Origin of the sequence: Ramlibacter sp. (assembly GCF_036676645.1) — a bacterium.
GTDB lineage: Bacteria > Pseudomonadota > Gammaproteobacteria > Burkholderiales > Burkholderiaceae_C > Ramlibacter.
Genome location: NZ_JAKFCM010000104.1, coordinates 261,594 through 286,891, shown reverse-complemented (window position 1 = coordinate 286,891; position 25,298 = coordinate 261,594). Strand labels below are relative to the sequence as shown.

Annotated in this window: 32 protein-coding genes; 9 read left to right on the top strand and 23 right to left on the bottom strand. The window is 69.5% G+C overall.

Features of this window, described 5'->3' with window-relative positions:
• Positions 1–39: 39 nt before the first annotated feature.
• The 5 genes from V6M57_RS16670 to V6M57_RS16650 all read left to right on the top strand — a co-directional run bounded on the left by V6M57_RS16670 (position 40) and on the right by V6M57_RS16650 (position 3,832).
• On the top strand, positions 40–1,458 hold the full coding sequence (locus V6M57_RS16670; RefSeq protein WP_332816122.1) for a sigma-54-dependent transcriptional regulator: 1,419 nt from the start codon (positions 40–42) through the stop codon (positions 1,456–1,458).
• A 95-nt stretch (positions 1,459–1,553) separates the two neighbouring features.
• Positions 1,554–1,787, top strand: a complete 234-nt coding sequence (locus tag V6M57_RS16665; protein WP_332816121.1) for a KGG domain-containing protein — start codon at positions 1,554–1,556, stop codon at positions 1,785–1,787.
• Between the two features lie 118 nt (positions 1,788–1,905).
• Positions 1,906–2,205 (top strand): hypothetical protein, encoded by a 300-nt coding sequence (locus V6M57_RS16660; RefSeq protein ID WP_332816120.1) that lies wholly within the window; start codon positions 1,906–1,908, stop codon positions 2,203–2,205.
• A gap of 84 nt (positions 2,206–2,289) precedes the next feature.
• The gene (gene ku, locus V6M57_RS16655; protein WP_332816119.1) at positions 2,290–3,330 is read left to right on the top strand and encodes a non-homologous end joining protein Ku; all 1,041 of its coding nucleotides are present in this window, start codon (positions 2,290–2,292) and stop codon (positions 3,328–3,330) included.
• Positions 3,331–3,334: 4 nt separating this feature from the next.
• A complete protein-coding gene (locus V6M57_RS16650) occupies positions 3,335–3,832 on the top strand; it encodes a hypothetical protein (RefSeq protein ID WP_332816118.1) in 498 nt (165 codons plus the stop codon).
• 64 nt (positions 3,833–3,896) lie between these two features.
• Here V6M57_RS16650 and V6M57_RS16645 read toward each other — a convergent pair whose 3' ends face one another.
• The 4 genes from V6M57_RS16645 to V6M57_RS16630 all read right to left on the bottom strand — a co-directional run bounded on the left by V6M57_RS16645 (position 3,897) and on the right by V6M57_RS16630 (position 5,495).
• A complete protein-coding gene (locus tag V6M57_RS16645) occupies positions 3,897–4,130 on the bottom strand; it encodes a hypothetical protein (protein WP_332816117.1) in 234 nt (77 codons plus the stop codon).
• A 132-nt stretch (positions 4,131–4,262) separates the two neighbouring features.
• On the bottom strand, positions 4,263–4,661 hold the full coding sequence (locus tag V6M57_RS16640) for a TraR/DksA family transcriptional regulator (RefSeq protein ID WP_332816116.1): 399 nt from the start codon (positions 4,659–4,661) through the stop codon (positions 4,263–4,265).
• 52 nt (positions 4,662–4,713) lie between these two features.
• A complete protein-coding gene (gene arsC / locus V6M57_RS16635) occupies positions 4,714–5,088 on the bottom strand; it encodes an arsenate reductase (glutaredoxin) (RefSeq protein WP_332816115.1) in 375 nt (124 codons plus the stop codon).
• 71 nt (positions 5,089–5,159) lie between these two features.
• Entirely contained in the window at positions 5,160–5,495 is a 336-nt protein-coding gene (locus V6M57_RS16630) for a hypothetical protein (protein WP_332816114.1), read from the bottom strand.
• A 170-nt stretch (positions 5,496–5,665) separates the two neighbouring features.
• Between V6M57_RS16630 and V6M57_RS16625 the strand changes: the two genes are divergently transcribed.
• The gene (locus V6M57_RS16625; protein ID WP_332816113.1) at positions 5,666–5,824 is read left to right on the top strand and encodes a hypothetical protein; all 159 of its coding nucleotides are present in this window, start codon (positions 5,666–5,668) and stop codon (positions 5,822–5,824) included.
• A 226-nt stretch (positions 5,825–6,050) separates the two neighbouring features.
• Here V6M57_RS16625 and V6M57_RS16620 read toward each other — a convergent pair whose 3' ends face one another.
• From V6M57_RS16620 to V6M57_RS16550, 15 genes are all read right to left on the bottom strand, one after another.
• Positions 6,051–7,655 (bottom strand): esterase/lipase family protein, encoded by a 1,605-nt coding sequence (locus V6M57_RS16620; RefSeq protein WP_332816112.1) that lies wholly within the window; start codon positions 7,653–7,655, stop codon positions 6,051–6,053.
• A gap of 77 nt (positions 7,656–7,732) precedes the next feature.
• A complete protein-coding gene (locus V6M57_RS16615; protein ID WP_332816111.1) occupies positions 7,733–8,401 on the bottom strand; it encodes a transglutaminase-like domain-containing protein in 669 nt (222 codons plus the stop codon).
• A gap of 96 nt (positions 8,402–8,497) precedes the next feature.
• On the bottom strand, positions 8,498–9,295 hold the full coding sequence (locus tag V6M57_RS16610) for an enoyl-CoA hydratase-related protein (protein ID WP_332816110.1): 798 nt from the start codon (positions 9,293–9,295) through the stop codon (positions 8,498–8,500).
• A gap of 39 nt (positions 9,296–9,334) precedes the next feature.
• Positions 9,335–10,429, bottom strand: coding sequence for an ABC transporter ATP-binding protein (locus V6M57_RS16605; protein WP_332816109.1), 1,095 nt, complete (start codon positions 10,427–10,429; stop codon positions 9,335–9,337).
• Between the two features lie 58 nt (positions 10,430–10,487).
• The gene (locus V6M57_RS16600; protein WP_332816108.1) at positions 10,488–11,780 is read right to left on the bottom strand and encodes an extracellular solute-binding protein; all 1,293 of its coding nucleotides are present in this window, start codon (positions 11,778–11,780) and stop codon (positions 10,488–10,490) included.
• A 71-nt stretch (positions 11,781–11,851) separates the two neighbouring features.
• A complete protein-coding gene (locus V6M57_RS16595) occupies positions 11,852–12,685 on the bottom strand; it encodes a carbohydrate ABC transporter permease (RefSeq protein ID WP_332816107.1) in 834 nt (277 codons plus the stop codon).
• Positions 12,682–13,587 carry a carbohydrate ABC transporter permease gene (locus V6M57_RS16590; protein ID WP_332816106.1) on the bottom strand — a complete coding sequence of 302 codons (906 nt, stop codon included), beginning with the start codon at positions 13,585–13,587 and terminating at the stop codon, positions 12,682–12,684. The genes V6M57_RS16595 and V6M57_RS16590 overlap by 4 nt, the downstream gene beginning before the upstream one ends.
• Positions 13,588–13,622: 35 nt before the next feature.
• Positions 13,623–14,417 carry an SDR family NAD(P)-dependent oxidoreductase gene (locus V6M57_RS16585; RefSeq protein ID WP_332816105.1) on the bottom strand — a complete coding sequence of 265 codons (795 nt, stop codon included), beginning with the start codon at positions 14,415–14,417 and terminating at the stop codon, positions 13,623–13,625.
• Positions 14,414–15,340, bottom strand: coding sequence for a dihydrodipicolinate synthase family protein (locus tag V6M57_RS16580; RefSeq protein WP_332816104.1), 927 nt, complete (start codon positions 15,338–15,340; stop codon positions 14,414–14,416). The genes V6M57_RS16585 and V6M57_RS16580 overlap by 4 nt, the downstream gene beginning before the upstream one ends.
• 41 nt (positions 15,341–15,381) lie before the next feature.
• Positions 15,382–16,164, bottom strand: a complete 783-nt coding sequence (locus tag V6M57_RS16575) for a 3-ketoacyl-ACP reductase (RefSeq protein ID WP_332816103.1) — start codon at positions 16,162–16,164, stop codon at positions 15,382–15,384.
• A complete protein-coding gene (locus V6M57_RS16570; RefSeq protein WP_332816102.1) occupies positions 16,161–17,756 on the bottom strand; it encodes an acyl CoA:acetate/3-ketoacid CoA transferase in 1,596 nt (531 codons plus the stop codon). The genes V6M57_RS16575 and V6M57_RS16570 overlap by 4 nt, the downstream gene beginning before the upstream one ends.
• Positions 17,753–18,187, bottom strand: a complete 435-nt coding sequence (locus V6M57_RS16565; RefSeq protein ID WP_332816101.1) for a MaoC family dehydratase — start codon at positions 18,185–18,187, stop codon at positions 17,753–17,755. Before V6M57_RS16565 ends, V6M57_RS16570 begins: the two co-directional genes overlap by 4 nt.
• Positions 18,188–18,337: 150 nt before the next feature.
• Complete coding sequence (locus V6M57_RS16560; protein WP_332816100.1) at positions 18,338–19,030, bottom strand: TetR/AcrR family transcriptional regulator; 693 nt, start codon at positions 19,028–19,030, stop codon at positions 18,338–18,340.
• Positions 19,031–19,216: 186 nt separating this feature from the next.
• Positions 19,217–19,384 (bottom strand): hypothetical protein, encoded by a 168-nt coding sequence (locus V6M57_RS16555; protein ID WP_332816099.1) that lies wholly within the window; start codon positions 19,382–19,384, stop codon positions 19,217–19,219.
• A 257-nt stretch (positions 19,385–19,641) separates the two neighbouring features.
• Positions 19,642–20,043 carry a hypothetical protein gene (locus V6M57_RS16550; protein ID WP_332816098.1) on the bottom strand — a complete coding sequence of 134 codons (402 nt, stop codon included), beginning with the start codon at positions 20,041–20,043 and terminating at the stop codon, positions 19,642–19,644.
• A gap of 43 nt (positions 20,044–20,086) precedes the next feature.
• Between V6M57_RS16550 and V6M57_RS16545 the strand changes: the two genes are divergently transcribed.
• Complete coding sequence (locus tag V6M57_RS16545; RefSeq protein ID WP_332816097.1) at positions 20,087–20,515, top strand: thioesterase family protein; 429 nt, start codon at positions 20,087–20,089, stop codon at positions 20,513–20,515.
• A 116-nt stretch (positions 20,516–20,631) separates the two neighbouring features.
• Here V6M57_RS16545 and V6M57_RS16540 read toward each other — a convergent pair whose 3' ends face one another.
• Both V6M57_RS16540 and V6M57_RS16535 read right to left on the bottom strand, forming a co-directional pair.
• Positions 20,632–21,003: a hypothetical protein gene (locus tag V6M57_RS16540; RefSeq protein WP_332816096.1), complete on the bottom strand. Its 372-nt coding sequence runs from the start codon at positions 21,001–21,003 to the stop codon at positions 20,632–20,634.
• Positions 21,004–21,115: 112 nt separating this feature from the next.
• The gene (locus V6M57_RS16535) at positions 21,116–22,021 is read right to left on the bottom strand and encodes a MerR family transcriptional regulator (RefSeq protein ID WP_332816095.1); all 906 of its coding nucleotides are present in this window, start codon (positions 22,019–22,021) and stop codon (positions 21,116–21,118) included.
• A gap of 104 nt (positions 22,022–22,125) precedes the next feature.
• Between V6M57_RS16535 and V6M57_RS16530 the strand changes: the two genes are divergently transcribed.
• Both V6M57_RS16530 and V6M57_RS16525 read left to right on the top strand, forming a co-directional pair.
• Positions 22,126–22,635: a fasciclin domain-containing protein gene (locus tag V6M57_RS16530; protein ID WP_332816094.1), complete on the top strand. Its 510-nt coding sequence runs from the start codon at positions 22,126–22,128 to the stop codon at positions 22,633–22,635.
• A gap of 49 nt (positions 22,636–22,684) precedes the next feature.
• Positions 22,685–23,137 (top strand): fasciclin domain-containing protein, encoded by a 453-nt coding sequence (locus V6M57_RS16525; RefSeq protein WP_332816093.1) that lies wholly within the window; start codon positions 22,685–22,687, stop codon positions 23,135–23,137.
• Positions 23,138–23,306: 169 nt separating this feature from the next.
• On the opposite strand, the gene fabB is transcribed toward V6M57_RS16525, so the two are convergent.
• On the bottom strand, positions 23,307–24,524 hold the full coding sequence (gene fabB, locus V6M57_RS16520) for a beta-ketoacyl-ACP synthase I (protein WP_332816092.1): 1,218 nt from the start codon (positions 24,522–24,524) through the stop codon (positions 23,307–23,309).
• Positions 24,521–25,063 carry a 3-hydroxyacyl-[acyl-carrier-protein] dehydratase FabA gene (fabA, locus tag V6M57_RS16515; RefSeq protein ID WP_332816091.1) on the bottom strand — a complete coding sequence of 181 codons (543 nt, stop codon included), beginning with the start codon at positions 25,061–25,063 and terminating at the stop codon, positions 24,521–24,523. Before fabA ends, fabB begins: the two co-directional genes overlap by 4 nt.
• Positions 25,064–25,298: the final 235 nt, after the last annotated feature.

Here is a 25,298-nt window from a genome sequence, read left to right as displayed (position 1 = left end):
GCGCGGGCGCGCGCGGGCCGCCGCAGCACGAACAGACCGATGGGCCATGCACTCATAGTCGAGGACGACGCCGATGCCGCGCGCATGATGGCGCAGCTGGTGGCCGGCGAAGGGTTCTCGGCGGCGACGGCCCGTTCGCTGGACGAGGCGCGGCGGCAGATGGCGCTGCAGCAGCCCGACGTGGTGTTGCTGGACCTGCTGCTGCCCGACGGCAACGGCATGGCGCTGCTCGACGATGCCGACCTGATCGGCAACTCGGAGGTGGTGCTGATGACCGGCCATGCCAGCCTGGAGACCTCGATCCAGGCGCTGCGCGCCGGCGCCGCCGACTACCTGATCAAGCCGGTCAGCGCACGCCAGCTGCAGGGCATCCTGTCGCGCGTGATGAAGCCCTCGGTGCTGCGGGACGAAGTGCGCAGCCTGCACGACGACCTGCGCCGCAGCGGGCGCTTCGGCCTGCTGGTGGGCACGTCGGCACCGATGGTGCAGGTGTACGAACAGATCGCGCGCGTCGCCGGCACCTCGGTGACGGTGTTCGTCACCGGCGAGAGCGGAACCGGCAAGGAACTGGTGGCCCGAACCGTGCACGACCTCAGCCGGCGACGCGCCAAGCCCTTCCTCGCGGTGAACTGCGGCGCGATCTCGCCGCAGCTGATCGAGAGCGAGATCTTCGGCCACGAAAAGGGCAGCTTCACCGGCGCCGAGCGCCAGCACCCCGGCTTCTTCGAGCGCGCGCACGGCGGGACCCTGTTCCTGGACGAGATCACCGAGATGCCGCCGGAGCTGCAGGTCAAGCTGTTGCGGGTGCTGGAGACCGGCACCTTCCTGCGCGTGGGCTCCACCACGCCGATCGAGACCGACGTGCGCGTGGTCGCCGCGTCCAACCGCGACCCCGCCGCGGCCGTGGCGCAGGGTCGCATGCGCGAGGACCTGCTGTATCGGCTGAATGTCTTTCCGATCGACCTGCCGCCCCTGCGCGAGCGCCTGGACGACCTGCCGCTGCTGGTCGATCGCTTCCTGCAGGAGATGGCGCGCAAGGAAGGCGCCGCCAAGCGCATCACGCCGGCGGCGATGGAGCGGCTGGCGCAATACCACTGGCCCGGGAACGTGCGCGAGTTGCGCAATGCGCTGCAGCGCGCCTGGGTGATGACGCCGGGCCCGGAGATCACCGCTCAATGGCTGCCGCGCAACCCGGAACAGGTCGCCGCGGCTGCGGGGAGGGAGGCGGGCGTGGCTTGCGCGCCTGTACCAGCGCCCGCACTCGCACGCGCGCCAGCGCCCGCGACCGCCACCCCGCCGATGCTGCAGATCCCGGTCGGCACGCCCCTGGCGGCGGCGGAAAAGCAACTGATCCTGGCCACCCTGGAGCACTTCGGCCACCACAAGGAGCGCACCGCCGCGGCCCTGGGCGTGAGCCTGAAGACGCTTTACAACCGGTTGAGGGATTACGGGGGCTGACGCCCTTGCTCCCTCCGGGCGAGGAGAAAGCCGGCGCAGGCACGCCCATTGCCAATCCCGGTTCCCAACCCACGACTCGGAAAGGACAGGGCACCATGGCCTCTCAAGACACCGCTCCCCAGAAAGACAACGGCGCCGGCGGCGGCCCGCGGCGCAGCCCGCGGGGCTTCGCCGCGATGGACCCGCAACGCCAGCGCGAGATCGCCAGCCTCGGGGGCCGGGCCGCGCACCAGAGCGGGCATGCGCACGAATTCAACACCGAGGAAGCGCGCGCAGCCGGCAAGAAGCGGCACGCGGTACGCGGCGGGGGCGAGCAGGCGCGCGGCTGAGTGTCGGCGCCGGCCTGCCTGCCGGCGCGACATCGCCGGCGCCGGGCCGCGCCCCGCACCGACACCGGGCAGGCTGCGCACGGCCCAGCATGGTCCGAACCTTTCCCGCTTCCATGCAATGACCGGCACGCCGCCCGCCCCGCCCGCCCTGCGCGAAGCCAGCCGTGCCTTGTGGCTGGCGACCCTGTCGCTGATGGCGGCCTTCATGCAGGCGCAGGCGCCGGCCCATCGCCTGCTGATGGCGCGCCGGATCGCCCGCAACTTCGACACCCTGCGCGAGCAGGACTGCTTCGAGCCCGCCTGCCGCCGGCGCTTCGAGCGCCTGGGCCGGCGCTGGCACGCGCAGGCCGACCGGCTGCAGGGCCAGCGGCCGGCAACGCCGTTGCGACGCCTGCTGCAGCGGCTGCGCCCGCACTAGCCGCAGCGCTGTACGCGCCCGCCTACAGCAGCGCGTGCGCAGGGCCGACAGCCGGCGCGCGCGCCGGTTTGCAGACTGAAACACATGGCCGCCGCGCACGACACGCCACCGACCGAGGGCATGGCGCCCTCCTCCACCCGCACGCTGTGGAAGGGGGCCATCACGTTCGGGCTGGTGCACATCCCGATCGGCCTGTACTCGGCCACGGCCGAGAGCGGCATCGATTTCGACTGGCTCGACAAGCGCAGCATGGACCCGGTCGGCTACAAGCGCATCAACAAGAAGACCGGCGAGGACATCGACAAGGAGAACATCGTCAAGGGCGTCAAGTGGCACAGCGGCGAGTACGTCGTGCTCAGCCCGGACGAGATCGCCAAGGCCTACCCGCGCACCACCCAGACGATCGAGATCGAAGCCTTCGTCGATGCCGACGAGGTGCCGTTCGTCTACCTGGAGCGGCCCTACTACGTCGCCCCGATCAACAAGGGCGACAAGGTCTACGCGCTGCTGCGCGAGGCGCTGCGCCAGACCGGCAAGGTCGGCATCGCCAAGGTCGTGATCCAGACCAAGCAGCACCTGGCGGTGCTGATCCCCAGCGGCCCGGCCCTGGTGCTGAACCTGCTGCGCTGGGGCGACGAGATCCGCACCTGGGAAGACCTGAAACTGCCGCCCGCCGAGGCGAAGGCGGCCGGCGTGAAGGATGCCGAGCTGAACATGGCCAAGCAGCTGATCGAAGGGATGACCGGGCACTGGAGCGCCAGCCAGTACCGCGATTCGTTCAGCGAGGAAATCATGAAGCTGGTCGAAGCCAAGGCCCAGGCCGGCCAGCTCGAGGCCGTCACGCCGGTCGAGCCGGCCCCCAGCGGCAGCGCCGAGGTGATCGACCTGACCGAGCTGCTGCGGCGCAGCCTGCGCGGCAAGGCGGCCGAGCCTGCCGCGGCCCCCGCGCCGGCACCTGCGCGAAGCGCCAGCCGGGCCAGGGCGCCCGCGCGCGCGAAGAAGGAAGCCGCCGAGGAGAAGGCGGTTGCGCGCGAAGGCAAAAACGAAGCCGACGCGCCGGGCAAGGGACAGCGCAAGGATGCCGCCAAGCCGGCGGCCAAGCCGCGCTCGCGCCGTGCCGCGTGAGGGCATGTCCACCCTGCAATACCACGCACTCTGGCTGGCGCTGGCGCTGGCCGCGATTGCCGTGGCCAGCGGGTTGATCGCCTGGCGCCTGTCCTGGGGCGACCTGCGCCGCCGGCAGGCGGAAGCGGCGCTCGATGCCCTGGCGCGCTACTCCGAGTGGCTGGCCGGGCAGCGCCGGGCCGGCCTGTTCGCCGGCGACCCGCCACCCGGGCATTCGGCCCTGGTGGAGCTGCGCCGGCTGCAGCAGGCGGGGTTCCCCGGGCTTGCGGCGGCGATGGTGGAACTGCTGGAGGTGCATGCACGCATGCTGGACTTCCTGTGGCGGCAGCAGCAGCTGCGCACGGCCGACCCCGAAGCCTGGCTCGAGTCCGACCACGACAGCCGCTTCCTGGCGCTGTGGCGCGAGCACCGGCTGGCGGTGCACCGGCTGGCGGCGCAGCTGCGCGAGCGCGCCGGCGAACTGGCGCTGGATGCCGAGCCGGAATCGGTCTTCCCCATCTGAGGCCCCCAATGAAAAACCCCGGCCGAGGCCGGGGTGCCGGGGGTGCCGGGGGTGCGGTCGCGGCTCACGCCGAAGGGCTGCCGCCTTCGCTGCCGGCAGCCGGGCGCGACTCGGCCGCGCGGCGGGTGCGGACCTCGACGCTGCGGCGAGCCGCTGCACGGGCCTCCTCGCGGGAGAACTGGTGCGCGCGTCCGGCAGCATGAGCGGTGCGGCCGCCGAGCGCCGCCACCTGGCGCATCTTTTCGGGGTCGAGGAGGGCGAAACCGCGCTTGCGAGGGGTGTCCGTGGGTTGGGTCATGTCGGCTCCTGTTGAATGGATGCCCATCCTTGGCCAAGCTCAGCGGCCCTTGTGTAGGACGGCGCCTCACGTGCTCGTCGGCAGGCTTCCAAACCCGTCCGGACGGGGCCGGGAATGCCCTGGCCGGGCCCCTCAGGACTGCGCCGAGGAACCGGGCGGATGCGCCTTTTCCCAGGCCTGCTCGTGCTCGAGGCAGAAGCGCGCCTCGGGGCGCGCCATCAGGCGCTGGAAGGGGATGGGCTGGCCGCATTCCTCGCAGCGGCCGTAGTCGCCCTGGTGCATGCGGTCGCGGGCGTGGCGGATGTCGAGCAGTTCGTCCTCGTGGCGCCGCAGCTGCTCGAGGTCGACGCTGGCCATCATGCGCGCGTCGCCCTCCTCCACCGAATCGAGCACGGCCGCGCCGCTACCGGCGTCGGGGCGGGCCAGCGCACTGCGCAGGCCGGCGATCGCGTCCTGCAGTTCCTGCTCGCGCCGGCCCAGCAGCGCCTGCAGCTCGCTGCGCTGCGCTCCGGTCAGCTCGTGTGCCTGCATGCGGCCATTCTGCGGAGCGCCACCGCGCGCCGGGGCCCGGCGAACAGGGCTGTTACGTCCGTTGCCCTTGCGTGCCCGGCAGGATCTCCAGCACCGCCTCGGGCGGCCTGCCCATGCGCGCGCCCAGCGGGGTGGCCACGATGGGCCGCTGCATCAGGATCGGGTGCTGCTGCATGAAATCGAGCAGCTGCTCGTCGGTCCACCTGGAATCGTCCAGTCCGAGTTCGTCGTACGGCGTTCCCTTGCGGCGCAGCACCTCGCGCACCGTCATGCCCATCTGCGCGATCAGCCGCTTCAGCTCGTCGCGCGCCGGCGGCGTCTTCAGGTACTCGACGACGCGCGGCTCGATGCCCTGCTCGCGCAGCAGGGCCAGCGTGTTGCGCGAGGTACCGCAGGCAGGGTTGTGGTAGATGGTCACGTCGGACATGGCGGGGCTCTCCTCAGCAGGCCCCGATCATGCCCTCGCGCGCAGCCGCCTGCGGCGATCAGGGTTTGCGGTCAGTGCGCGATCGGCCGGCCGGCGTCGCTGCGCCGCCGGCAGGGCGCATGCAGGGCCTGGTTGGCGGCGCGGCGGTCGAGGGCGAAGTCGTATCGCGGGGTGCCGGCCACCGCATCGGCCGCCATGTGGTAGCCCAGCGGTCGCATGCGCTCCTCGAAGGCCTGCAGCTGCGGGGCGTTGTCCAGCACGAAGGTGGCGAGCAGCTGGCCGGTGCGGCTGCGCACCGCCACCCGGCAGGCCAGGCCCGTGCTTGGAGCGCGGCGGCGGCGCGCCTGCGCGATCGCATCGAAGACCTCGGCGACCGGGTCGCCAGGCGAAGAGGGAGTCGGATGCACGCGGCCCATGCTACCCCGCAACCGGCGCCGCGGGTGTAGTTCGCACGCGGGAGTCGGCGCAGTCCGCGCTTGATCAGCAGCGCTGGCGCGGCAGTTCTGGCAAACCGCTGACCTCGCGCGCCGCGCAAGTCCTACACGCCGAGGCAGCGCGCGTCGCGAGCATGCGGGCCATGACCACTCCCGTCCACGCACATTTCAGCGACAGCTGGTGGGCCGACACCGGCATCGTCGAGGAAAACGGGGGCGGAGGCCTGGGCCTGTGGCTCCTCATCGCACTGCTGAGCACGGCTCCCGGCATCGGCGTGCTGCTGACCGTCGTGCTCGACTGAGCAGACACCCGCAGCTTGCGGATGGGTTGGGCGAACAGCCCGTTTCCGGCGGCCGGCGCAAGCCGGTCATTGTGAAGATCCGTTACCAGGCTCGCTTTGCCTCAATTTTCAGCAGGCTTGTCGAAAGCGCGCTGCCATGCCCCTTCGCCTTTGCGTGCGCAACCCTTTCCCACAGAGTTGTCCACTGCGCCTGTGGGTTGCGTCCTACGGCCGTTCGTCGCGCGATTCAGCGCGGCCGCGCCCCGAAGCGGTAGACCCGGTCCCCGCCGCGGCGCAGGATGTCCTGCACTTCCAGCAATCCCAGCCGCGTGCCGATGGCCAGCGCCGCCGCCTGCCGGCGCACCTGCCCGGCGATGCTGGTCTCCACCATCTCCACGGACTGCAGCTCGGCGGGCACCGCCAGTTCGACCGTACCGTCCGGCGCGGCCGGAACGACCGCCTCGAGCGACCACGCCTGCTCGGTGACGCGATAGCGCAAGGGCTGGTAGCGCACCGTGAAGAGCGCCGACAAGGGCGCATCGGGCGGCGGCTGCCAGGCATGCAGCACCGCGTTGACGGCCGACAGCACCGGCGCCTGCCCGTACCGCTCGGCGCCGTCCGGAAAGGAGAGGAGGCCCAGTTCGACCTGGCCGGCGAGGTTGCGCACGCCCTGGTCCAGCACCACGAAGCCGATGTCGCCGTCGCGCGGCGGCTCCCCGTAGCGCTGCACCTCGTGCCGGTTGCGGCACAGGCGGGGCGTGCCCCCGGCGGGCCCGGGAGGGCCGTCGCACAGCGCGCCCACGCCGGTGACCAGGTCGGCCGGGCTGCCCTCGCGCACCCACTGCCCCTTCGCCAGCACGCCCTGCACCGACAGCTTGCCCAGTCCCTGCTCGAACGGCACCACGCGCGCCATGCCGAAGGTCGACAGGGCCAGCAGCAGGCGCCGGTGGCTGTCGGCCTCGCGATCGTGCGGCTTCACGATGCTGACGTGGTCGGTGTCGGGCACGCGCACCGCGGGCAGGTCGAAGTGGCCGGCGCGGTCCCGGGGCACGATCTCCGGCATGAGGGCCGTGACCATGCGGCAGCCGATGCGCAGCAGCACGCAATCGCTTTGCGGAAAGCGCACTTCGAAGAACTCCGCCACGCGCAGCGGCCGCCCGGCCTCGCGGCGCCGGCGCAGCAGGTCGCGGAAGCGCTCGTTGGTCTGCTCCAGCGCAGGCGCGTCGGTCTTCAGGTCGCGCAGCAGCGCATGCGGATGGAAACCCTCCAGCCAGGCCAGCAGGTCCGCATAAGGGCTGCCGCCGGCGGGCGATGCGTAGAGCAGCAGCGCGACCTCGTGGCCGGCGAAGTCGTCGGCATGCTCCACCAGCATGCGGCGCACCACGATGCCGCCCAGCGAATGCGCCACGAACACGATGCGCGCGTGGTCCAGCGGCGCCACCATGGGCGTGCCCGAAGGCACCGCCAGGCTGGCATACAGCTGCTCGGCCACGTCGCGCACGTTGGCGGAGCCCGCATCGGCGCCCGAGTCATAGCCGCCCAGGAAGATGGCCGGCCGCCCCAGCCGCTGCACGTCGGACGCCACGATGGCCGGCCAGAACGCGCAAGGGCTGCCGGTGGTCAGCCATGCGCTTCGGCTGTCGGAGAGGATGCCGTGCACGAACACGATGACCGTGTTGGCCGGCGAAGGGCGGTACCAGCCGCCCCCGCGAGGGACGTCCTTCGCCGCAGCGAGGCAGTCCTGCACGGCCGCCTCGGTGGGAAGCGTGAGGCCGGGCTCCGGCTGGGCGATGGCGGCGGCCGCCCACAGCGCCGCCAGGCCGGCGAGGCACCGGGCGATGGTCTTGTCCATGGAGCCCTCCCTTCTCGGGCGCGAATGTATCGGCGCCCGGGCCGCCCGGCAAGGAGCCGGCGACCGGCGGGAAAGGCTCAGCGCGTTTCGCGCTCCACGTCCTTCTGGAACTGGTCGTCGCCGCTTGCGCTTTCGACCCACGCGGGATACATCCGCGCGAAATCCCCGGCGATGCGCTCGCGCGGCACGTCATGGAAGGTGCCGCGCTGGTTGACGTACTCCATGTGCTGGCGGCCGGCGCGGTCGAACGGGTGGTAGATCGAATCGGCGGTGCCGTCCCATTCCAGCGGCAGCAGGCCGAAGCGCTCGCACAGCTCGATGTTGAAAGCCGGCGTGGCCTTGATCCAGCGGCCGTCGATCCACAGTTCGGTATAGCCGTGCCAGATGTACAGGTCGGTCTTGAGCAGGTCGCGCAGGCGCTGCGTGGACAGGTGGTTGCGCACGTCCGCATACCCCACCCGCGCCGGGATGCCGGCCGCGCGCGACACGGCCGCCAGCAGCGCCGCCTTGGGTACGCACCAGCCGTAGCCGTTTTCGATCACCGTGCTGGCGCGCATGCCGTGCTCGCTCAGGTCGATGCGGTAGGGATCGTAGCGGTAGCCGTCGCGCACCAGGTGGTACAGCGAGACGGCGCGCTCGCGGTCGGTACCGCCCTGCGCGCGCGCGGCCAGCGCCTTCACCGCCGGGTGGGTGCTGTCGATGTGGACGGCCGGTGCGAGCGTGGCGGGGGAAGGCGGGGATTCCATCCCGTTCACTATAGCGATGCGTCGGGGGGCGCGCCCCGCCAGTGCACGGGCCCTTGATCCAGCGCAGCGCCGGCGCGCAGACCGCGCAGCCCGGCGTCAGCGACCCCGGTAATGGGCGGGCCGTTTTTCGGTGTAGGCGCGCAGGCCCTCGGCGCGGTCTTCGGTGGCGAAGACCTGTCGCGTGGCCTCCCGCTCGAACCTGAGCCCATCGCGCAGCGGGATCTGGTCGACCTGCCGCACCGACTGCTTGGCCAGGCGCAGGGCGGCCGGCGCCTTGGCCGCCATCAGCTGGGCCAGCTCGATGGCACGCGGCAGCAGCCGCTCCGGCGCGGTCACCTCCTGCACCAGGCCCACGCGCTCGGCGTGGCGCGCGTCGATCGACTCGCCCGTCAGGATCATCTTCATCGCCAGCGGCTTGCCGATGAGCCGGGGCAGCCGCTGCGTGCCGCCATCGCCGGGAAAGGCAGCGATGTTGATTTCCGGCTGGCCGAAGACGGCCGCCTCGCTGGCGATGATGAAGTCGCAGAGCATGGCCAGTTCGAGCCCCCCGCCGAGCACATAGCCGTTCGCCGCGGCGATCAGCGGCTTGGAGAACGAGTCGACCGCGTCCAGGCCCGCCAGCTTCTGCGGGTCCACATAGGCTTCGAACCCGCGGTCGATCATGTCCTGGATGTCGGCGCCCGCACAGAAGGCCTTGCCGGTGCCGGTCAGGATCGCGCAGCGCACCTCCGGGTCCGCGTCGGCGGCCTCCAGCAGCACCCGCAGCTGCGCCAGCAGCGGCGGGCTCAGCGCGTTGAGTTTCTGCGGACGATTCAGTGTGAGCAGCAGGACGCCCGGGGTCGGGCGGCTGCCGGTCACGAGCGGCACGGTCGTGTCCTGGGCGGTGGCGGTCATGGAATTCCTGATGTCGGGTCGTCCTGGCAGGCTGGCGATTCAGCGAATCGCCAGCTCGCTTTCCGGATCGAAGAAGTGGAGCTGGTCGGGTTGCGCCGACAGCTCGATGGTGTCGCCCGCAGCCAGGGTCGCCTGCGGGTCGACCCGCGCCACGGTCATCATGCCATCGCCGGCGCGCGCCTCGAGCACGATTTCGGAGCCGAGCTGCTCGATCACCTCGACCACGGCGCTGCCCAGCGGCTCCCCGCCCGGGGCGCGGATGGCCAGGTGCTCCGGTCGCACGCCGAGGATCACGGACCGGTCCTTCCACGCCGACAGCGCAGCCCGGCGCCCGCCAGGCACGCGCAGGCGCGCCCAGGCGTTCTGTGCGACGAGCTCCCCATCGTGCTCGCGGAGGGTGACGTCGACGAAGTTCATCGACGGGGCGCCGATGAAGCCGGCCACGAACTTGTTGGCCGGCGCGCCGTAGACCTGCAGGGGCGTGCCGCATTGCTGGATGCAGCCGTCCTTCATCACCACCACCCGGTCGCCCAGCGTCATCGCCTCGACCTGGTCGTGCGTGACGAACACCGAGGTGGTCGGCACGCGCGCGCGCAGGCGCTTGATCTCCAGGCGCATCTGCGCGCGCAGCTTGGCGTCCAGGTTGGACAGCGGCTCGTCGAACAGGAACACCTTCGGATTGCGCACGATGCAGCGGCCCAGCGCCACGCGCTGCTGCTGCCCACCGGACAACTCGCGCGGCTTGCGCCGCATCAGTTCGCCCAGTCCCAGGATGCCGGCCGCGCGGTCGATGGCCTGCCGGATGTCGGGCTCCGGCACCTTCCGGTTGCGCAACCCGAACGCCAGGTTGTCGTAGACCGTCATGTGCTGGTAGAGCGCGTAGTTCTGGAAGACCATGGCGACGTCGCGATCGCGCGGCGGCAGCTCGTTGACGACGCGCCCGCCGATCTCGATCTCCCCGCCGCTGATGCCTTCCAGGCCGGCGATCATGCGCAGCGTGGTCGACTTGCCGCAGCCGGACGGGCCCACCAGGACCACGAATTCCTTGTCGGCGATGGCCAGGTCGATGTGCTTGACCGCATGATGGGCATCCCCGTAGTGCTTGTTCAATTGACGCAGGACGATCTCTGCCATCTCGGTGCCCTTGGATTGCATGGCGCGCCGCCGCGGGCGGCGGCGCGCCGGAACGCAGTTACTTGGCCGCCTCGTGGACCCGCGGAGCGCCTTCGGCCAGGGCCTTCGGGATGTCTTCGCGCTTGCCGGTGATCGACTTGATCACCGCGTCGGAGAACGCCTTGTGCACCGCCGGCCACTTCTCGAAGTAGTAGGCGCCGTGGACCTTGGTGGGCACGTCCAGCGAATACTTCTTCACCTGGCGCATGAAGGAATCCTTCTGCGCGATCTTGTCCCACAGCTCACGGTTCGGGGGCGGCGCGCCGGTCTTCTCCCACAGGGCGACCTGGCCGGCCTCGTCGAGCATCATCTCGGACAGCATCTTCTTGGCCAGCGCCTTGCGCTCGGCGGGGATCGCCTTCGGGATGGCCCAGCCCCAGACGTCGTTGGAGGTGATGGGTTCCGTGCGGTTCGGTCCCGACGGCAGGTAGGCCACGCCGATCTTGCCGGCGATCTTCGACTTGGCCGGGTCGTTGAAGGCGATCCAGTGCGCGGAGTCGGCCACCGTGAAGGCCGCGTTGCCCGAAGTGAAGACGGCGTTGGCCTCGTTGCGGTCATATGCGGGCATCCCGGCCGGGCTGATCTTGTGCACGTGGACCGCGTCCCACCAGAACTCGGCGACCTGACGCATGCAGGGCTCGTTCATGCCCGACTTCCAGCCGTTCTTGGCCAGCTTGGCATTGTCGCGCTCGCGCGCCGGCAGCAGCACGTCGCAGTTGTTGGTCCACATGCTCCACAGCCAGGTGAACCAGGAATTGTTCATCGACATGCCGCCGACGTAGCCGAACTTGACCTTGTCTTCCGCCTGCAGCTTCTTGCTGACCTTGACCAGTTCGTCCCAGGTCTTGGGAACCTCGCTCTCCTTGACCAGGTCGGTGCGGTAGAAGAACACCGGGAAGGTATGGGCCATCGGCACCACCGTGGTCTGGCCCTGCGCGTTGTCGAAGATGAAGGGTTCCACGCCCCACGGATCGACGTACTTCAGGCCCGCCACGTCGTGCATGGGCTCCAGCAGGTGCGCCCACAGGGGACCCCAGTCGTCGTTGTGCCAGATGATGTCGAACTGGTCCGAGCCCGAGGTGAGCGAGGCGGTCATCTTCTCGACATACACGCCATACGAATTCGGGATCTTGACGATCTTGACGCCGTTCTTGGCGCCCCATCGATCCATCATGTCGAGCGACGCGTTCTGCAGCGGATTGGGCTGGTAGCCCACCCGCAGTTCCTTCTGCTGTGCCTGCACGCCGCCGGCGAGCAGGAGCGCCCCGAGCCAGGCGGTGCCGACCACGGCCCATCGTTTCAGTTTGATCATGTCTGTCTCCATAGATAACGGGAACCCACTTGCACTTGCACTTGCTTCAACGCTGCCTTCAGCGAAGACCTTCAAATCCTCAATCCGCGGACGACGTACTTCTGCCCGAACAGGGTCAGCAGGAACGCCGGGACGAGCGCCAGTACCGCGGTCGCGCTCATCAGGTTCCATTCCAGCCCCATCTCGGAGACGAACTGGGCCATCACCACGGTGATCACCGGCGTGTTCTGGCCGGTCAGAATCAGGGCGAACAGGAACTCGTTCCACGTGAACAGCCAGCACAGCACCGCGAGCGCCGAGATGGCCGGCACCGCCGAGGGCAGCGCGACGCGGAAGAAGGCGCCCCAGCGCGTGCAGCCGTCGATCAGCGCGGCGTGCTCCATCGAGGCGTCGATGCCATCGAAGAAGCCCTTCATCAGCCACGAGAAGAAGCAGATGTGGACGGCGATGTGCGGCAGCAGCAGCCCGATGTAGGTGTCGTAGACGCCCCAGCTCTGCGTGACGAAATACAGCGGCAGCACCCAGGTGATGTAGGGCACGCAGCGCAGCACGTAGATGGTGCCGAACCAGGTGCTCGAGATCGGCCCCCGGAAGCGCGACAGCATGTAGCCGCTGGTCACGGTGACCAGGATCGAGAACACCGTGGCCAGCGTCGCGATCAGGCCGCTGTTGACGAACGCCTGCACCAGGCGTTCGTCGCGCAGCACGTGCAGGTAGCTGTCGAGCGTGAACTCCAGCCCCTTGTGCACGTAGTAGACGCCCGACTGCGGCCGCAGGGACGTGAGCACCAGCCAGAACACCGGGAAGGCGAACAGCACGCAGACGGCCGCCAGTGCCATCGCGAAGAACGCGCGCCGGGCGCGGGGGCCGAGGCCGCCGGAGCGGCGATGCTGCACGCCGGTCATCGCGACGCCCTCGCGACGCGGTCCAGGAGGCGGTACAGCCCCAGCCCCACCACGGTGATGATCAGGCCCCCGGTGATGGCCGCTGCCGAGCCCTTGCCGAAGTCCAGGAAGACGAACGCCTGCTCGTACGCGTAGAGGCTGAACAGCTGCGTCTGGCGGGACGGACCGCCGCCGGTCAGCGCCCACACGATGTCGAAGGTGCGGAACGCGTCGATGGACCGGATCACGATGCACACGATGATCACCGGCGCCAGCATCGGCACCGTGAGATGCCGGAACACGCGCCAGCTCGAGGCGCCGTCGATGGCCGCCGCCTCGAACGGCGCCTTCGGCAGGCTTTGCAGGCCGGCCAGCAGCAGCAGGGCGAACCACGGCGTCCAGAGCCAGACGTCGGTCAGCACGATGATCGCGAAGGCGCTCCAGCGCTGCGTCAGCCACGGCTGGCCTTGCGCGCCAAGCGCTTCCATCACGACGTTCACGATGCCGAACTGGTCGTTGAACATCCAGCGCACCATGATGGCGGCGATGACCGGCGCGACCATCAGCGGCAGCAGCAGGAGCGACTGCACCAGGTGCTGCCCGCGGAACGGCCGGTTCAGGGCCAGCGCCAGGGCCAGCCCGGCGGCCAGGGACAGGCTGACGCTGGCGAACATGAAGAAGAACGTGTTGGGCAGCACGACCTGCAGGAACGCCGGATCGGTCAGGACGTTCAGGTACTGCGCCAGGCCGACCCAGGTCTTCTTCGGGTTGTTGAGCGCCCAGTCGCGAAAGCTGGCGTTCGCGCCGATCACGATGGGCAGCACCTGGAACAGCAGCAGCAGGCTCGCCGCCGGCGCGACGAGCAGCAGCATGAACCGCTGCCGCTCGCCGAGCCAGGGGCGCCGGCTGCGCGGCGGCTTCATTTCCAGTACCTGTGTGTGTTCCATCCCGGGTGCCCTCAATGCATCAGCAGGCCGCCGGTGACGTTGATGGACTGGCCGGTCATGTAATCGGCATCCTCCGATGCGAGGAAGGCCACCACGCGCGAAATGTCCTGCGGCAGGCCGACTCTCCCGAGCGGGATGCCGGATTCGCGTTGCCTGGCGGTGAGGCGCCCCAGCCGGACGGCCTCCCGGTCCGCCTGCTCGCGCATGCCGGTGTTCACGATGGTGCCGGGGCACACGGCGTTGACATTGACGCCGTGTGCCGCCATTTCCATCGCCATCGACTGGGTCAGGCCGATCACGGCGAACTTGCTCGCGCAGTACGGCCCGTAACTGTGCTTGCCGACCTTGCCGAACCAGGAGGAGATGTTGATGATCTTGCCGGACTTGCGCTCCATCATGTGCGGCGCCACGGCCTTGCAACCGTGGAACACGCCGTCGACATTGACTCGGAACACGTTGCGGAAATCCTCCAGGCTGGTGTCCGCGATCGTCCCCATGGGGCTGATGCCGGCGTTGTTCACCATGATGTCGATCGACCCGAGCACCTGCACGCAGCTGTCCACCGCGATCTTGACCTGGACGTAGTCGCCGACGTCCCCCCGGATGACGACGCAGCGCCGGCCGGCAGCGCGCACCAGGTGTGCCGTCTCCTCGGCTTCGGCCTGGTTGATGTCGAACAGCATCAGGTCGGCGCCCTCCTGCGCCAGGCGGGTGGCGATGGCACGGCCGATGCCGATCGCGGCGCCGGTCACGAACGCCGTCCGGCCGTCGAGCCGGTTCGGCGGCCGATCCGCACCGCCGTTCATCGCAGCAGCCCCGAGGCGAGAAGCGCCGCCCGGATGCGCTGCTTCTCGTGATCGCCGAGCGGCATCAGCGGCGGCCTGACGACGCTGCGCGGCAGCTTGCCGAGCATGACGAGCGCCTCCTTCATCCGGTTGTGCATGTCGACCCAGGGCGCGCTGTAGAACACCGAGGCCAGCGGGTAGATGCGGTCGTTCACCGCGCGCGCACGCGCAAGGTCGTCCTGCTGGAACGCATCGAGCAGTTCGGCATGCAGCCCGGCGATGACGCTGCCGGCGCCGGAGAGCAGCCCCTTGCAGCCCAGCGCGAGCGAGCAGTACAGCCAGGCGCTGTGGGTGGACAGCACGTTGACGGGGCGCGCGCGGCCCTGGAGCGTGCGGATGTGGTGTTCGTGCAACTGCGGGTCGGCGCACCAGTCCTTGATCGCCACGATCGAGGGCACCTGGTCGCACAGCTTCGACAGCAGCTCCAGGCGATAGCCCTCGCCGCGGGCCAGCGGGTACTGGAACAGGACGATCGGCAGCGGCGAGGCGTCCGCGATCTGCTTGAAGTGGCCGATGACCATCTCGTCGCGCTGGCCCAGCACGAACAGCGCCGGCGGAAAGACCAGCAGCGCCGAAGCGCCTTCCCGCTCCGACATCCGGGCGATGCGCCTGGCCTCGAGCGTGCTCTCGGTGTAGACGCCCGCCACCAGCGGCGTCGTCCCGCCGACCGCCTCGGCGGAAAGGGCCATCACGCGCGCCTGCTCGTCGAAGGTGCAGGAGGCGACTTCGGAGGCATGGCCGTTGACCGTGATGGCGGTGACGCCGGGGGTCGACGCCAGGTCCCGCAGGTGTGCACGGAACGCGGCCTCGTCGATCGCGAAATCAGCCGTGAACGGAAGCAGGGCGGCCGGGATGGTGCCGGTGGGTCTGAAAGGGATGGCCATGAACTTTCTCTTGCGTGAACAGGTTCAGGTGACGGCGCCCGCTACAGCCGCGCGAGCTGCAGGCCGCCGTCGACCTGGAAGGCGTGGCCGGTGGTGAACGGCAGCGCGCCTTGCGCCAGCGCCGCGACGGTGCGGCCGATGTCGGCGGGAGCGCCCCACCGCTGGATCGGTGTCAGCCCCTCCCGGATGCGCTCGCTGTAGGCCGCGTGGGCCGGGGCGATCATGTCGGTGTCGATGAGGCCGGGCTGGATCTCGTGGCAGGCGATCCCATGGCGCGCGAGCCGCAGGGCGAACAGCTTGTTCATCATCGAGAGGCCGGTCTTGGCGATGCAGTACTCGGCTTTTTCCACCGACGCCATCGCGGCGTTGGCCGAGGAGATCGTCACGATGCAGCGCCCTTCGCGATGGTCGGCGTCCTCGATCATCCGGGCGGCCACCGCCTGGGTCAGGAAGAAGGTGCCGCGCAGGTTCACGTGCATGAGGCGATCGAAGCTCTCCGGCGTCACGCGCATGAGGTCCTCGCGGCGGCTGACCTGGATGCCGGCGTTGTTGACGAGGCAGTCGATGCGGCCCAGCTCGCGGGTGGCCGCGTCGCAGATCGCCCGGTGGGTCGACGGTTCGGCGATGTCGCCGATGACGGCGACGGCCGTGGCGCCGCGCTCGTGCAGGCTCCGGCTCGTCTCTTCGAATGCGGCGTCGCGCTCCAGATCGTTCAGCACCAGGTCGAAGCCGGCGTCCGCCAGGCAGCCGGCAATGGCGCGCCCGATGCCGCGCCGCGCGCCGGTGACGATGGCGACTTTCCGCTTGTCGGTGGAACTGTTCATGTCCGCTGTGCCGCCGGTTTCGGGGGTTGTTGCGCGAGCTGCAACCCCATGCGGGCCGCTGCGAAGATGCGCGCATCCATGGTCTTGAGCCGGTCGGACACGCGCGGGCGGAAGCCCATCTGCCGCAGCACGTCGCGCTCCAGGTCGAGCCCGGGAGCCAGCTCGGTGAGCACCAGGCCGCCGTCTTCGAGCTGGAAAACGGCCCGCTCGGTGACGTAGGTCACGGGGACACCCCACAGCCTGGCATAGTCGCCGCTGAAGGAGATCTGCTCCAGCTGCGGGACGAACTTGGCCGACTTGCCTTCCTGTTCGATCCGGATGCCGTCCGCGGTGAACTGCAGTTGCTGGCGGCCGGCGCGCAGCGTGCCGACGAACACGACACGCCGGGCGCCCTGCGAGATGTTGACGAAGCCGCCGATGCCGGCGATGCGCCCACCGAACTTGCTGACGTTCACGTTGCCGCGCGGGTCGACTTCGGCGAACGACAGGATCGCCACGTCGAGGCCGCCGCCGTTGTACCAGTCGAACTGGTAGCCGGCGTCGACCATTGCCATCTGGTTGCGCGCCATGCCGAAGTCGCTGCCGGTCGCGGGGACGCCGCCGATGTGGCCCTGCTCCACGGTGAAGGTGACCTGGTCGCTCAGGTGCTCCTCGGCCAGCACGGCGGCTGCACCGTCGGGCATGCCGTAGCCCAGGTTGACGATGTCGCCGCGGCGCAGCTCGGCGGCGGCGCGGCGCGCGATCACCTTGCGCTCGCTCAGGGGCAAGGGCGCCATGTCCGTCTCCGACACGCGCTGGGCGCCCGTCAGGCTGGCGTCCTCGGCGGTGGCCACCGACAGGCGCTGCTCGGGGTAGGCCACCACGGCATCGACCAGCACCCCCGGCACCTTGACGACGCGCGGGTCGAGGCTGCCGGACCTCACCACCTGCCTGACCTGCGCAATGACGATGCCGCCGCTGTTCCTGGCGGCCTGCGCGGCGGAGAGCGTCTCCGCATAGAGGCCTTCGCCCTCCATCGTGACGTTCCCCATCTCGTCGGCGGTGGTGCCGCGCACGATGGCCACGTCGATCCTGAACGCCGGATAGAAAAGGTACTCGCGCCCGTCGATCGGCATCAGCCTGACCATTTCATCCCTGGACCTGGCATTCAAGCGTCCGCCGTCGAGGCGCGGGTCGACGAAGGTTCCCAGCCCGATGTGCGTGATCACGCCGGGCGCGTGGCCGGCAATGGCCCGGAACAGGTGCGACAACACGCCTTGCGGCAGGCAGTACGCCTCGATCTCCCCGGCCAGCGCCATGCGCTGCATGCGCGGCGCCCAGTTCCAGTGCCCGCCGATGGCCTTGCTGACCATGCCGGAGTGCGCGAAGCGGTCGATGCCGCCGCCCTGTCCATCGCCGACCCCGCTGGGGTGGACCACGGTCAGCCCGGCGGGGTGCTGCTCGCGGGAAAAGCGGGCTTCGAGGGCGGCCAGCACCAGGCCGGGCTCGTTGACGCCGCCGCCGGAGCCGTCGACCAGGACCGTGGCACCGTCGGGCACGAGCGCCGCCGCCGCCTCGGCGGACATCACCTTGCTGGTTTCGCCGGACTTCATGCCGCCACCCATTTCAGGAGGTGCTCGCCCACGCACACCAGTGCGTCCCTCTGGTTGGTCACCCGGATCTCCGAACGCGCGCGCCGTCGTTCGGCATCGACTTCGCGGACGACGTAGCGCAGCTTCAGGCGGTCCCCGATGAAGACGGGCTCGAGGAAGCGGATGCGGTCGTAGCCCAGCGACACCGGGGTCTCGGTCGCACGCACCTGCGGAATGCCTTCGACCAGCGCGGTTGAGCAGGCCGACATGTAGGCCACGACCAGCGCGCCATGGGCGATGCGACCCTGGTACGCCGACGTCGACATCACCTCCTCGTCGACATGGTTGGGCGAATGGTCCCCGCTGAGGTCGGCGAAGGCCATCACCGCGTGCTCGGTGACGTCCCGTTCGAGCTCGACGGCATCGCTGACCTGGACATAAAAGGGCGCCATTGACCTGCCTCTCCGCGGAAAAACTGACTTATGCGTAAGTCAGTGTATGAGAGTGATCAGGGCGAGGGATCGGTGTTTACCCGCAGTGGATCGGATGCGAAGGCGGCGAAGGGGCCGGCCGGGCGCGACCGTGAAGCGGCGGGACGGTCCTCAGCCGGGACGGGAAGCGGACTTCGGCCTTCCGGCGGTTCTCGGCGTGGGCATGTCCCGTCCGGACCGGCCCGGCGCCGTCGCTGCGGCGCGGTACTCGCCCTGCCCGTAGGCGGCGAGCGCGGTCCGCAGGAAGGCGCGATAGATCCGCTCGAGATTGCCGAAACTGGCCGCGTCCTGCGTGATCGGGCCGGCGCTGTTGATGAAGCCGACCAGCTGCAGGACGAGGTCTTCCACCGGCGTGGATGCGGACAGTTCGCCGCGCCCCACCGCGTTGGCGATGCCGATCGTCACCGCGCCGTTCAACTCGGCGGCGAAACGGCGCACCGAGGCGTTGGCCCGGGGGCTCAGCGCATCGCTGTCGGCGCGCATCCGGGCGATCAGGCTCCACGACAGGCCGTAGTCGCCGTCGACGTTGAAGAGGTCGTAGCGGCGGCGATTGAAAGCGATCGTGCCGTCCACCTTGTCGGCCAGCGAGGTGTCCGGGTTCGTCCAGATCGCCCGGAAGCCGTCGAGCGTCGCGGTCACGTACTCGTCCGTGACCTCTTCGACCAGGGCATTCTTGTTGCCGAAGTGGTAGTGGATGTTGGCACGCGTCGTCGACAGCCCCTCGGCGATGTGGCCGAAGCTCACCCCCCGGTAGCCATGCTTGATCAGCAGCATCGCGGCCAGCGACTTGATGCGCTGGCGCATGCCTGGCTCGACCCGGTGGCCCTCCGTGCTGCCGGCAGGGGAAGGCCTCAGGAGTGTGGAAACCATCGTGTGCTCCGCGCCGACGCGCGGCTATTGACTGACTTATAGGTAAGCGCAAGTGTAACTGCAATCGGCTACGGCAAGGCATGGCTCGCCCGGTGCGCCCGGCGCGCCAAGCCCTGCGATTCAGCGCGTTGAACGTCGCGATCCCGGCAGCGCTGGGTCCTTCGTAGCCAGCTCCTCCGGGATGGCCACGAGCGCCGTGCTGCCGGCCAGCATCGTCTCCGCGTATCCGCCGAACGAGAACGCATCCTCCATGGCGAAGTCAAGAACACAGATGTGGTGCTGGGACAAGGCGGCCCCTGGCAGGGCCTGCTGCTGGCGCTTGTCCCGGCAACTGCACCGGTCGCCAGGCACACCGGGTGTGTCGCCAGGAGGTTGCGCGCAGCACCGCCTCGGCGCACGGGAGAGTCGTACCGGAAACCGGGTCGAAATGTCCTGAGTCCGCGGCGCGCTGGCGGCCTGCCCGGCTCATCAGTCGAGCCACGGCTGGGCGTCGGCCCGGCAAAGCGATGCGAGTGGGCTCGACTGCTTCGAAGGACCGGAGCGACCTACCAGACGCCTGACGTCCGGCATTCGATCAGGTCCATCAGGTGGACAAAGGCAGCATTGCACTCGGCACGCGCGGCTTTCACGTCGCTGAACACCTGGTGCGGAAAGGGCGTGCCATCGCGCGTGTGTTTGCCCACCTCGGACACCAGCAACCGTTCGCGAGCGCGCAGCACGTCTGCCAGGCGCTCCCAGTTGCGCTGGGCCGCAGCAATTTCGGGATCCAGGGACTGGTGCTGGGCGTCGTCGTGCACGTCGGGCCTTTCCTCCGGCGCATAGCGTGCCGATGGACCATTGTGCACGTTGCCTTGTGGAAGAGCCCTGGAAAAGAAACTTGGCGATGCAGCACCAGGCACCAGTCCCGCGCGCGGCGAGCGGGCCTGCACCCGGGCGGTTCCGGTCATGGCTCAAGCCGACTTCGCTACCATCGGCCGCAGGAGGTCCCGCATGAAACCCACGCTTCGCCCCGGCATCCGCCACCAGCATGTCTTCAGGGTACCGGTATCGAAGACGGTGCCGGCCTTGTACCCGGAGTCCGACGATTTCGCGGCCATGCCCGAAGTCTTTGCAACAGGGTTCCTGGTGGGCTTCCTCGAGTGGGCCTGCATACTGGCCATCAAGCCGCACCTGGATGGGCCGCAGGAGCTGACGTTGGGCACGCACATCGATGTGAGCCACGAGGCCGCCACGCCGCCCGGGCTCGAAGTGACGGCCACCGTCGAGCTGCTGGCGGTGGACGGCAGGAAGCTCACGTTCGCGGTGGAAGCCCACGACGGCTTGGACGTCATCGCACGGGGGCGCCACGAGCGCTTCGTCGTGAATCGCGACAAGTTCGACCAGAAACTGACGGCCAAGAGGACGGCACGAATGGCGTGAGGGCAGCCGTCGACCGGAAACCGCCGTCTCGTCCGTGGACCTCGTGACCCGGGCCGGTTGCACCACGCGACGGCCCTGATCCACTTCGGCCGTCCGGCCTCCTCGCCCGCGGGCCGTCAGGTGATTTCCACGCAATCGGAACCGCAGGCGCCCGGCGCGGCAGGTGGGCTGGCGGGCGTGGGCCGGTGCAGCACTGCGCGCGTAGGCACGACGCGCAAGCCGCTGTCGGCCACGACGGCCCGCCCATCGACGATCAGGGAGTAATCCGACTCCAGGTGCGGCGGCCACACCAGGGCCACCTCGGGCTGCCGCAAGACATTGTCCCGCGTGCGGCGCCCCGCTTCGTCCACGACCAGTTCGCCACCTTGCAGCGCGGCGTTCACTGCAACCGCGTGCGGTGCGCCACGTTCGCTCGATGTCAGCACGTAGGCAAACCGGTAACGCGCCATGGCTTGCGCCAGTTTGTCCAGATCGACAGGGATGCTCATGGCGATGTCCTCGTGGGCCGGAGGTGGAGACCACAGCGTACCCGACTCCCGCACGCCCCTGCTTTCCGCGGCCCGGGTCTGTGCCGATCCCTGACGCGCAGCATGACGGGCGTCATTGGTCCACCCAGGCGCCCAGGGCCATGACGGACTCCTCGAGCGATCCCGGCACCTGCACGCCTTCGGGCGGCGCGAGGCGGCGAACCCCCGCCCCGCCGACCCACAGCTGAACTGCGTCCGGGAGGGACGACCGCAACTGCTCGATCAGTTCAGGAATGCGGCGGGCGCTGAAACTGGAAGCGAAGGACAGCGCCACCACCTCGGCGCGGTAGGCCTGCGCCGCCCGCACGATGTCCAGAACGGGCACCTGGGTGCCCAGGTTGATGCAGCGCCCACCGTGCAGGGTCAGCAGGCACTCGAGCATCAGGAGCCCCAGCCCGTGTGCCTCCTCGGGCACGGTGGTGAGCAGCACGACCGGCCCACGGCCCCGTGGCACGGTCGCAAGCGCTTGCCGCAGCAGGCGGCTGGCCACCTCGGTGAACAGGTGCTCCTCGTAGACCTCCATCGCGCCCCGGGCCCATTCGTCGCCGACGCGGGCCGCCAAGGGTGCAATTGTGTCCAGGACAAATGATGCCAACCCGGCTTCGGCAATCCGCTGCTGCAAGGCCCGCTGCAGGCCCTCCGCGTCATGGACCCGCAGGCAAGCCAGCAGTGCGCCGAGGTCATCCACCACTCGACCGTCGGGCGACTCCGCCGGCGCCGGCTGCGGCGGGCTGGCCTGAGCCGCCAGCGCTTCCAGCTGCCCAAGCGAACCCGTCAGCAGGCGGCCGGGGCGAAGGCCCTGGTCCATCAGCCGCTTGACCAGGCGCAACTGCCGGACCTGCTCGGCCGGGTACAGCCGCTCCCCGTGCGCATCACGCGTGGGCGAGGGAAAACCGTAGCGGCGCTCCCACACGCGCAGCACGTCCTTGGAGATGCCGACCTCGCGCTCGACGGCGGCGATGCTCAGTTGAGACACCATTTCTTTCATCTTTGTCCAGGACAAACTTGACGAAGATCGTCCGCACCCGTATTCTGCACACCATTCTACTTGTCCTGGACAAACACGGACGAAAGGAGCGCATCATGTTGACCGGATTCCGGCGGCTCGCCGCCATCGGCACCCTCGCCTTGCTGGCTGGCTGTGGCGGCGGCGGCAGCGGCGACGGCGAAGTCCGCAACGTGGTCGAGAAGGCCCAGGCGGATGCCCGCTTCTCGACACTGGCCGGCGCCGTCGTCGCCGCCGACCTCGCGAGCACGCTGTCGGGCGACGGCCCCTTCACGGTGTTCGCACCGACCGACGACGCGTTTGCCGCCTTGCTCGACGAACTGGGCGTCACCCGGGAGCAGCTCCTGGCCGACAAGGCCCTGCTCACGCAGGTGCTGACCTACCACGTGGTGCCCGGCCAGGTGCTGCGTGCGCAGGTGCCCTTGGGTGCGCCGATCACCACGGTGCAGGGGCAGACCTTCACCGTCGATGGCGGCCTGGCCATCACCGACCAGCGAGGCCGCGTCGCCAACATCGTGGAGACCGACGTGCTGGCCAGCAACGGCGTGATCCATGCGCTCGACCGCGTGATCCTGCCGCGGCCGTGAGATCTCCCGACTTCATTTCCCCACCCACCGACCCTCGAAAGGAGTCATCATGAAGCGAGCCATGCTCATCACCGCCTTCGCCTTCGCTGCCGCCAGCGCACAGGCCAAGGACATCGTCGACACCGCCGTCTCCGCCGGCGACTTCCAGACGCTGGCGACGGCGTTGCAGAAGGCCGGCCTGGTCGACACGCTCAAGGGCCAGGGCCCGTTCACCGTGTTCGCACCTACCGACGCCGCTTTCGCCAAGGTGCCCAAGGACCAGCTCGACGCGCTGCTGGCCGACAAGGACAGGCTCACCGCGGTGCTGACCTACCACGTGGTGCCCGGGAAGGTCATGGCCGCCGACGTCAAGGATGGCCGCGTCCGCACGGTGCAGGGCAGCGAACTGACCCTGAGCACGTCCGGCGGGGTCAAGGTCGACGATGCCAACGTCGTGGCGGCGGACATCGTGGCCGACAACGGCGTGATCCACGTGATCGACAACGTGATCCTGCCCAAGTAAGCCTGCCGCCGTTCCCGATGCCGCCCTGCGCGGATCGCAGGAGTCAGTACGGGAGATGGGCAGTGAAGCGAGGAGCGGAACGGCGAAAAAAGCCGGGTCAGCTGTCGGCGCCGGTCCGCGCCTGAAGGCGCCCCCGTGCGGCGCGCGCCAGCGCACCGCACCCCGCGCCTCAGATGCCGTCCCAGCGGCGCAGCACCAGGCTGGCGTTGGTGCCGCCGAAACCGAAGCTGTTGGACAGAGCCGTGCGGATCGGCGCGTCCACCGTGGTGCGCACCAGCGGCATGCCTTCGGCGGCCGGGTCCAGCGTTTCGATGTTGGCCGAGCCGGCGATGAAGCCCTGCCGCAGCATGAGCAGGCAATAGATCGCTTCCTGCACGCCGGTGGCCCCCAGCGAGTGGCCGGTGAGCGATTTGGTGGACGAGAACCGCGGAATCGCATCACCGAACACGGCCTGGATGGCGCGCAGTTCCGGAATGTCGCCTACCGGCGTCGAAGTGCCGTGGGTGTTGATGTAGTCGATCGGCTGGTCCAGGCCGGCGATCGCCTGGCGCATGCAGGCCATCGCGCCGTCGCCCGAGGGCGCGACCATGTCCGCACCGTCGGATGTCGCGCCGAAGCCGACGACCTCGCCCAGGATGGTGGCGCCGCGCGCCTGCGCGTGCTCCAGGCTCTCCAGGACGACGGCGCCGCCGCCGCCCGAGAGCACGAAGCCGTCGCGGTTGGCGTCGTAGGCGCGCGAGGCCTTCTCCGGCGTCGCGTTGTAGGCGCTCGACATCGCGCCCATGGCATCGAACAGCATGCCCATGCCCCAGCTGACTTCCTCGCCGCCGCCGGCGAACATCACGTCCTGCATGCCCCACGCGATCTGCTGCGCGGCCGCACCGATGCAGTGCGCCGACGTGCTGCAGGCCGAGGTGATGGAGTAGTTGATGCCCTTGATGGCGAAGTTGGTCGAGAGGCAGGCCGACACCGTGGAGCTCATGCAGCGCGTCACCTGGTAGGGCCCGACGCGGCGAATGCCCTTGCTGCGCAGGATGTCGGCCGATTCGATCTGGTTGGCCGGCGAGCCGCCGCCCGAACCCATGATGAGGCCGGTGCGCGGGTGCGACACCTGCGCGGGCGCAAGGCCCGATTGCGCAATGGCGTTTTGCAGCGACACATGCGCATACGCCGCGGCGTCACCCATGAAGCGCAGCTGCTTGCGGTCGATGAGCGCTTCCAGGTCGATCTGCGGCACCCCTGCCACCTGGCTGCGCAGGCCCATTTCGGCAAACTGGGGCATGGCACGGATGCCCGACCGGCTGTCTCGCAGCGATGCGGTCACCGCCGCCTCGTCGTTGCCGATGCACGAGACAATGCCCGTGCCCGTGATCACCACGCGTCTCATCGAGTCTCTCCTGCTGCCGCCGGGGCAGCCACGGGGGCGTCGTCCTTCTTGAACAGGCCCACGCGCAGGTCGTTCGCCACGTAGATCTCCTGGCCGTCGACCCGCAGGCGGGCATCGCCGATGGCCATGACGAGCTTGCGCCTGATGACGCGCTTGATGTCGATCTCGTAGCTGACCAGCCGGGCGTCCGGCCCCACTTCGCCAGTGAATTTGACCTCGCCTGCCCCCAGCGCGCGCCCGCGGCCGGGCAGGCGCAGCCAGGTGAGATAGAAGCCGATCAACTGCCACATCGCATCCAGCCCGAGGCAGCCCGGCATCACCGGGTCGCCCTGGAAATGGCAGGCAAAGAACCACAGGTCCGGCCGCACGTCGAGCTCGGCGCGAATCTGCCCCAGTCCGTGCGCGCCGCCGTCGCTGTCGATGTGCGTGATGCGATCGAACATCAGCATCGGTGGCAGCGGCAGGCGGCCACTGTCGGGCGAGAAGAGCCGGCCCTCGCCGGACGCGATCAATTGTTCGTATGAAAAGGAATCTGCCATGTGAATCGTGCTCAGGCGTGCGCGTCAGGCGCCTTCGTCCGGCCTGGTGGATTGTCCATTCTGAAGCGTGGCCGCTCCAGTCTCCCAGACTCTTGCGGGTGAGCTACCTGCTGGGCATCAGGGCTGGAGCTTTCAATTGCGGAACCTCAATTCTCGCCCGACTCGGACGTGGCATCCGAACCACATGCCTGCGGCCCAGTGCCGGACGACCCGCATCCCCCTGCGGCGGGCCGGG

Coding starts and splice junctions, on each gene's coding strand:
- V6M57_RS16670 (WP_332816122.1), top strand. CDS start 40: ATGGGCCATGCACTCATAGTCGAGGACGACGCCGATGCCGCGCGCATG.
- V6M57_RS16665 (WP_332816121.1), top strand. CDS start 1,554: ATGGCCTCTCAAGACACCGCTCCCCAGAAAGACAACGGCGCCGGCGGC.
- V6M57_RS16660 (WP_332816120.1), top strand. CDS start 1,906: ATGACCGGCACGCCGCCCGCCCCGCCCGCCCTGCGCGAAGCCAGCCGT.
- ku (WP_332816119.1), top strand. CDS start 2,290: ATGGCCGCCGCGCACGACACGCCACCGACCGAGGGCATGGCGCCCTCC.
- V6M57_RS16650 (WP_332816118.1), top strand. CDS start 3,335: ATGTCCACCCTGCAATACCACGCACTCTGGCTGGCGCTGGCGCTGGCC.
- V6M57_RS16645 (WP_332816117.1), bottom strand. CDS start 4,130: ATGACCCAACCCACGGACACCCCTCGCAAGCGCGGTTTCGCCCTCCTC.
- V6M57_RS16640 (WP_332816116.1), bottom strand. CDS start 4,661: ATGCAGGCACACGAGCTGACCGGAGCGCAGCGCAGCGAGCTGCAGGCG.
- arsC (WP_332816115.1), bottom strand. CDS start 5,088: ATGTCCGACGTGACCATCTACCACAACCCTGCCTGCGGTACCTCGCGC.
- V6M57_RS16625 (WP_332816113.1), top strand. CDS start 5,666: ATGACCACTCCCGTCCACGCACATTTCAGCGACAGCTGGTGGGCCGAC.
- V6M57_RS16620 (WP_332816112.1), bottom strand. CDS start 7,655: ATGGACAAGACCATCGCCCGGTGCCTCGCCGGCCTGGCGGCGCTGTGG.
- V6M57_RS16615 (WP_332816111.1), bottom strand. CDS start 8,401: ATGGAATCCCCGCCTTCCCCCGCCACGCTCGCACCGGCCGTCCACATC.
- V6M57_RS16610 (WP_332816110.1), bottom strand. CDS start 9,295: ATGACCGCCACCGCCCAGGACACGACCGTGCCGCTCGTGACCGGCAGC.
- V6M57_RS16605 (WP_332816109.1), bottom strand. CDS start 10,429: ATGGCAGAGATCGTCCTGCGTCAATTGAACAAGCACTACGGGGATGCC.
- V6M57_RS16600 (WP_332816108.1), bottom strand. CDS start 11,780: ATGATCAAACTGAAACGATGGGCCGTGGTCGGCACCGCCTGGCTCGGG.
- V6M57_RS16595 (WP_332816107.1), bottom strand. CDS start 12,685: ATGACCGGCGTGCAGCATCGCCGCTCCGGCGGCCTCGGCCCCCGCGCC.
- V6M57_RS16590 (WP_332816106.1), bottom strand. CDS start 13,587: ATGAAGCCGCCGCGCAGCCGGCGCCCCTGGCTCGGCGAGCGGCAGCGG.
- V6M57_RS16585 (WP_332816105.1), bottom strand. CDS start 14,417: ATGAACGGCGGTGCGGATCGGCCGCCGAACCGGCTCGACGGCCGGACG.
- V6M57_RS16580 (WP_332816104.1), bottom strand. CDS start 15,340: ATGGCCATCCCTTTCAGACCCACCGGCACCATCCCGGCCGCCCTGCTT.
- V6M57_RS16575 (WP_332816103.1), bottom strand. CDS start 16,164: ATGAACAGTTCCACCGACAAGCGGAAAGTCGCCATCGTCACCGGCGCG.
- V6M57_RS16570 (WP_332816102.1), bottom strand. CDS start 17,756: ATGAAGTCCGGCGAAACCAGCAAGGTGATGTCCGCCGAGGCGGCGGCG.
- V6M57_RS16565 (WP_332816101.1), bottom strand. CDS start 18,187: ATGGCGCCCTTTTATGTCCAGGTCAGCGATGCCGTCGAGCTCGAACGG.
- V6M57_RS16560 (WP_332816100.1), bottom strand. CDS start 19,030: ATGCGCCAGCGCATCAAGTCGCTGGCCGCGATGCTGCTGATCAAGCAT.
- V6M57_RS16550 (WP_332816098.1), bottom strand. CDS start 20,043: ATGACCGGAACCGCCCGGGTGCAGGCCCGCTCGCCGCGCGCGGGACTG.
- V6M57_RS16545 (WP_332816097.1), top strand. CDS start 20,087: ATGAAACCCACGCTTCGCCCCGGCATCCGCCACCAGCATGTCTTCAGG.
- V6M57_RS16540 (WP_332816096.1), bottom strand. CDS start 21,003: ATGAGCATCCCTGTCGATCTGGACAAACTGGCGCAAGCCATGGCGCGT.
- V6M57_RS16535 (WP_332816095.1), bottom strand. CDS start 22,021: ATGGTGTCTCAACTGAGCATCGCCGCCGTCGAGCGCGAGGTCGGCATC.
- V6M57_RS16530 (WP_332816094.1), top strand. CDS start 22,126: ATGTTGACCGGATTCCGGCGGCTCGCCGCCATCGGCACCCTCGCCTTG.
- V6M57_RS16525 (WP_332816093.1), top strand. CDS start 22,685: ATGAAGCGAGCCATGCTCATCACCGCCTTCGCCTTCGCTGCCGCCAGC.
- fabB (WP_332816092.1), bottom strand. CDS start 24,524: ATGAGACGCGTGGTGATCACGGGCACGGGCATTGTCTCGTGCATCGGC.
- fabA (WP_332816091.1), bottom strand. CDS start 25,063: ATGGCAGATTCCTTTTCATACGAACAATTGATCGCGTCCGGCGAGGGC.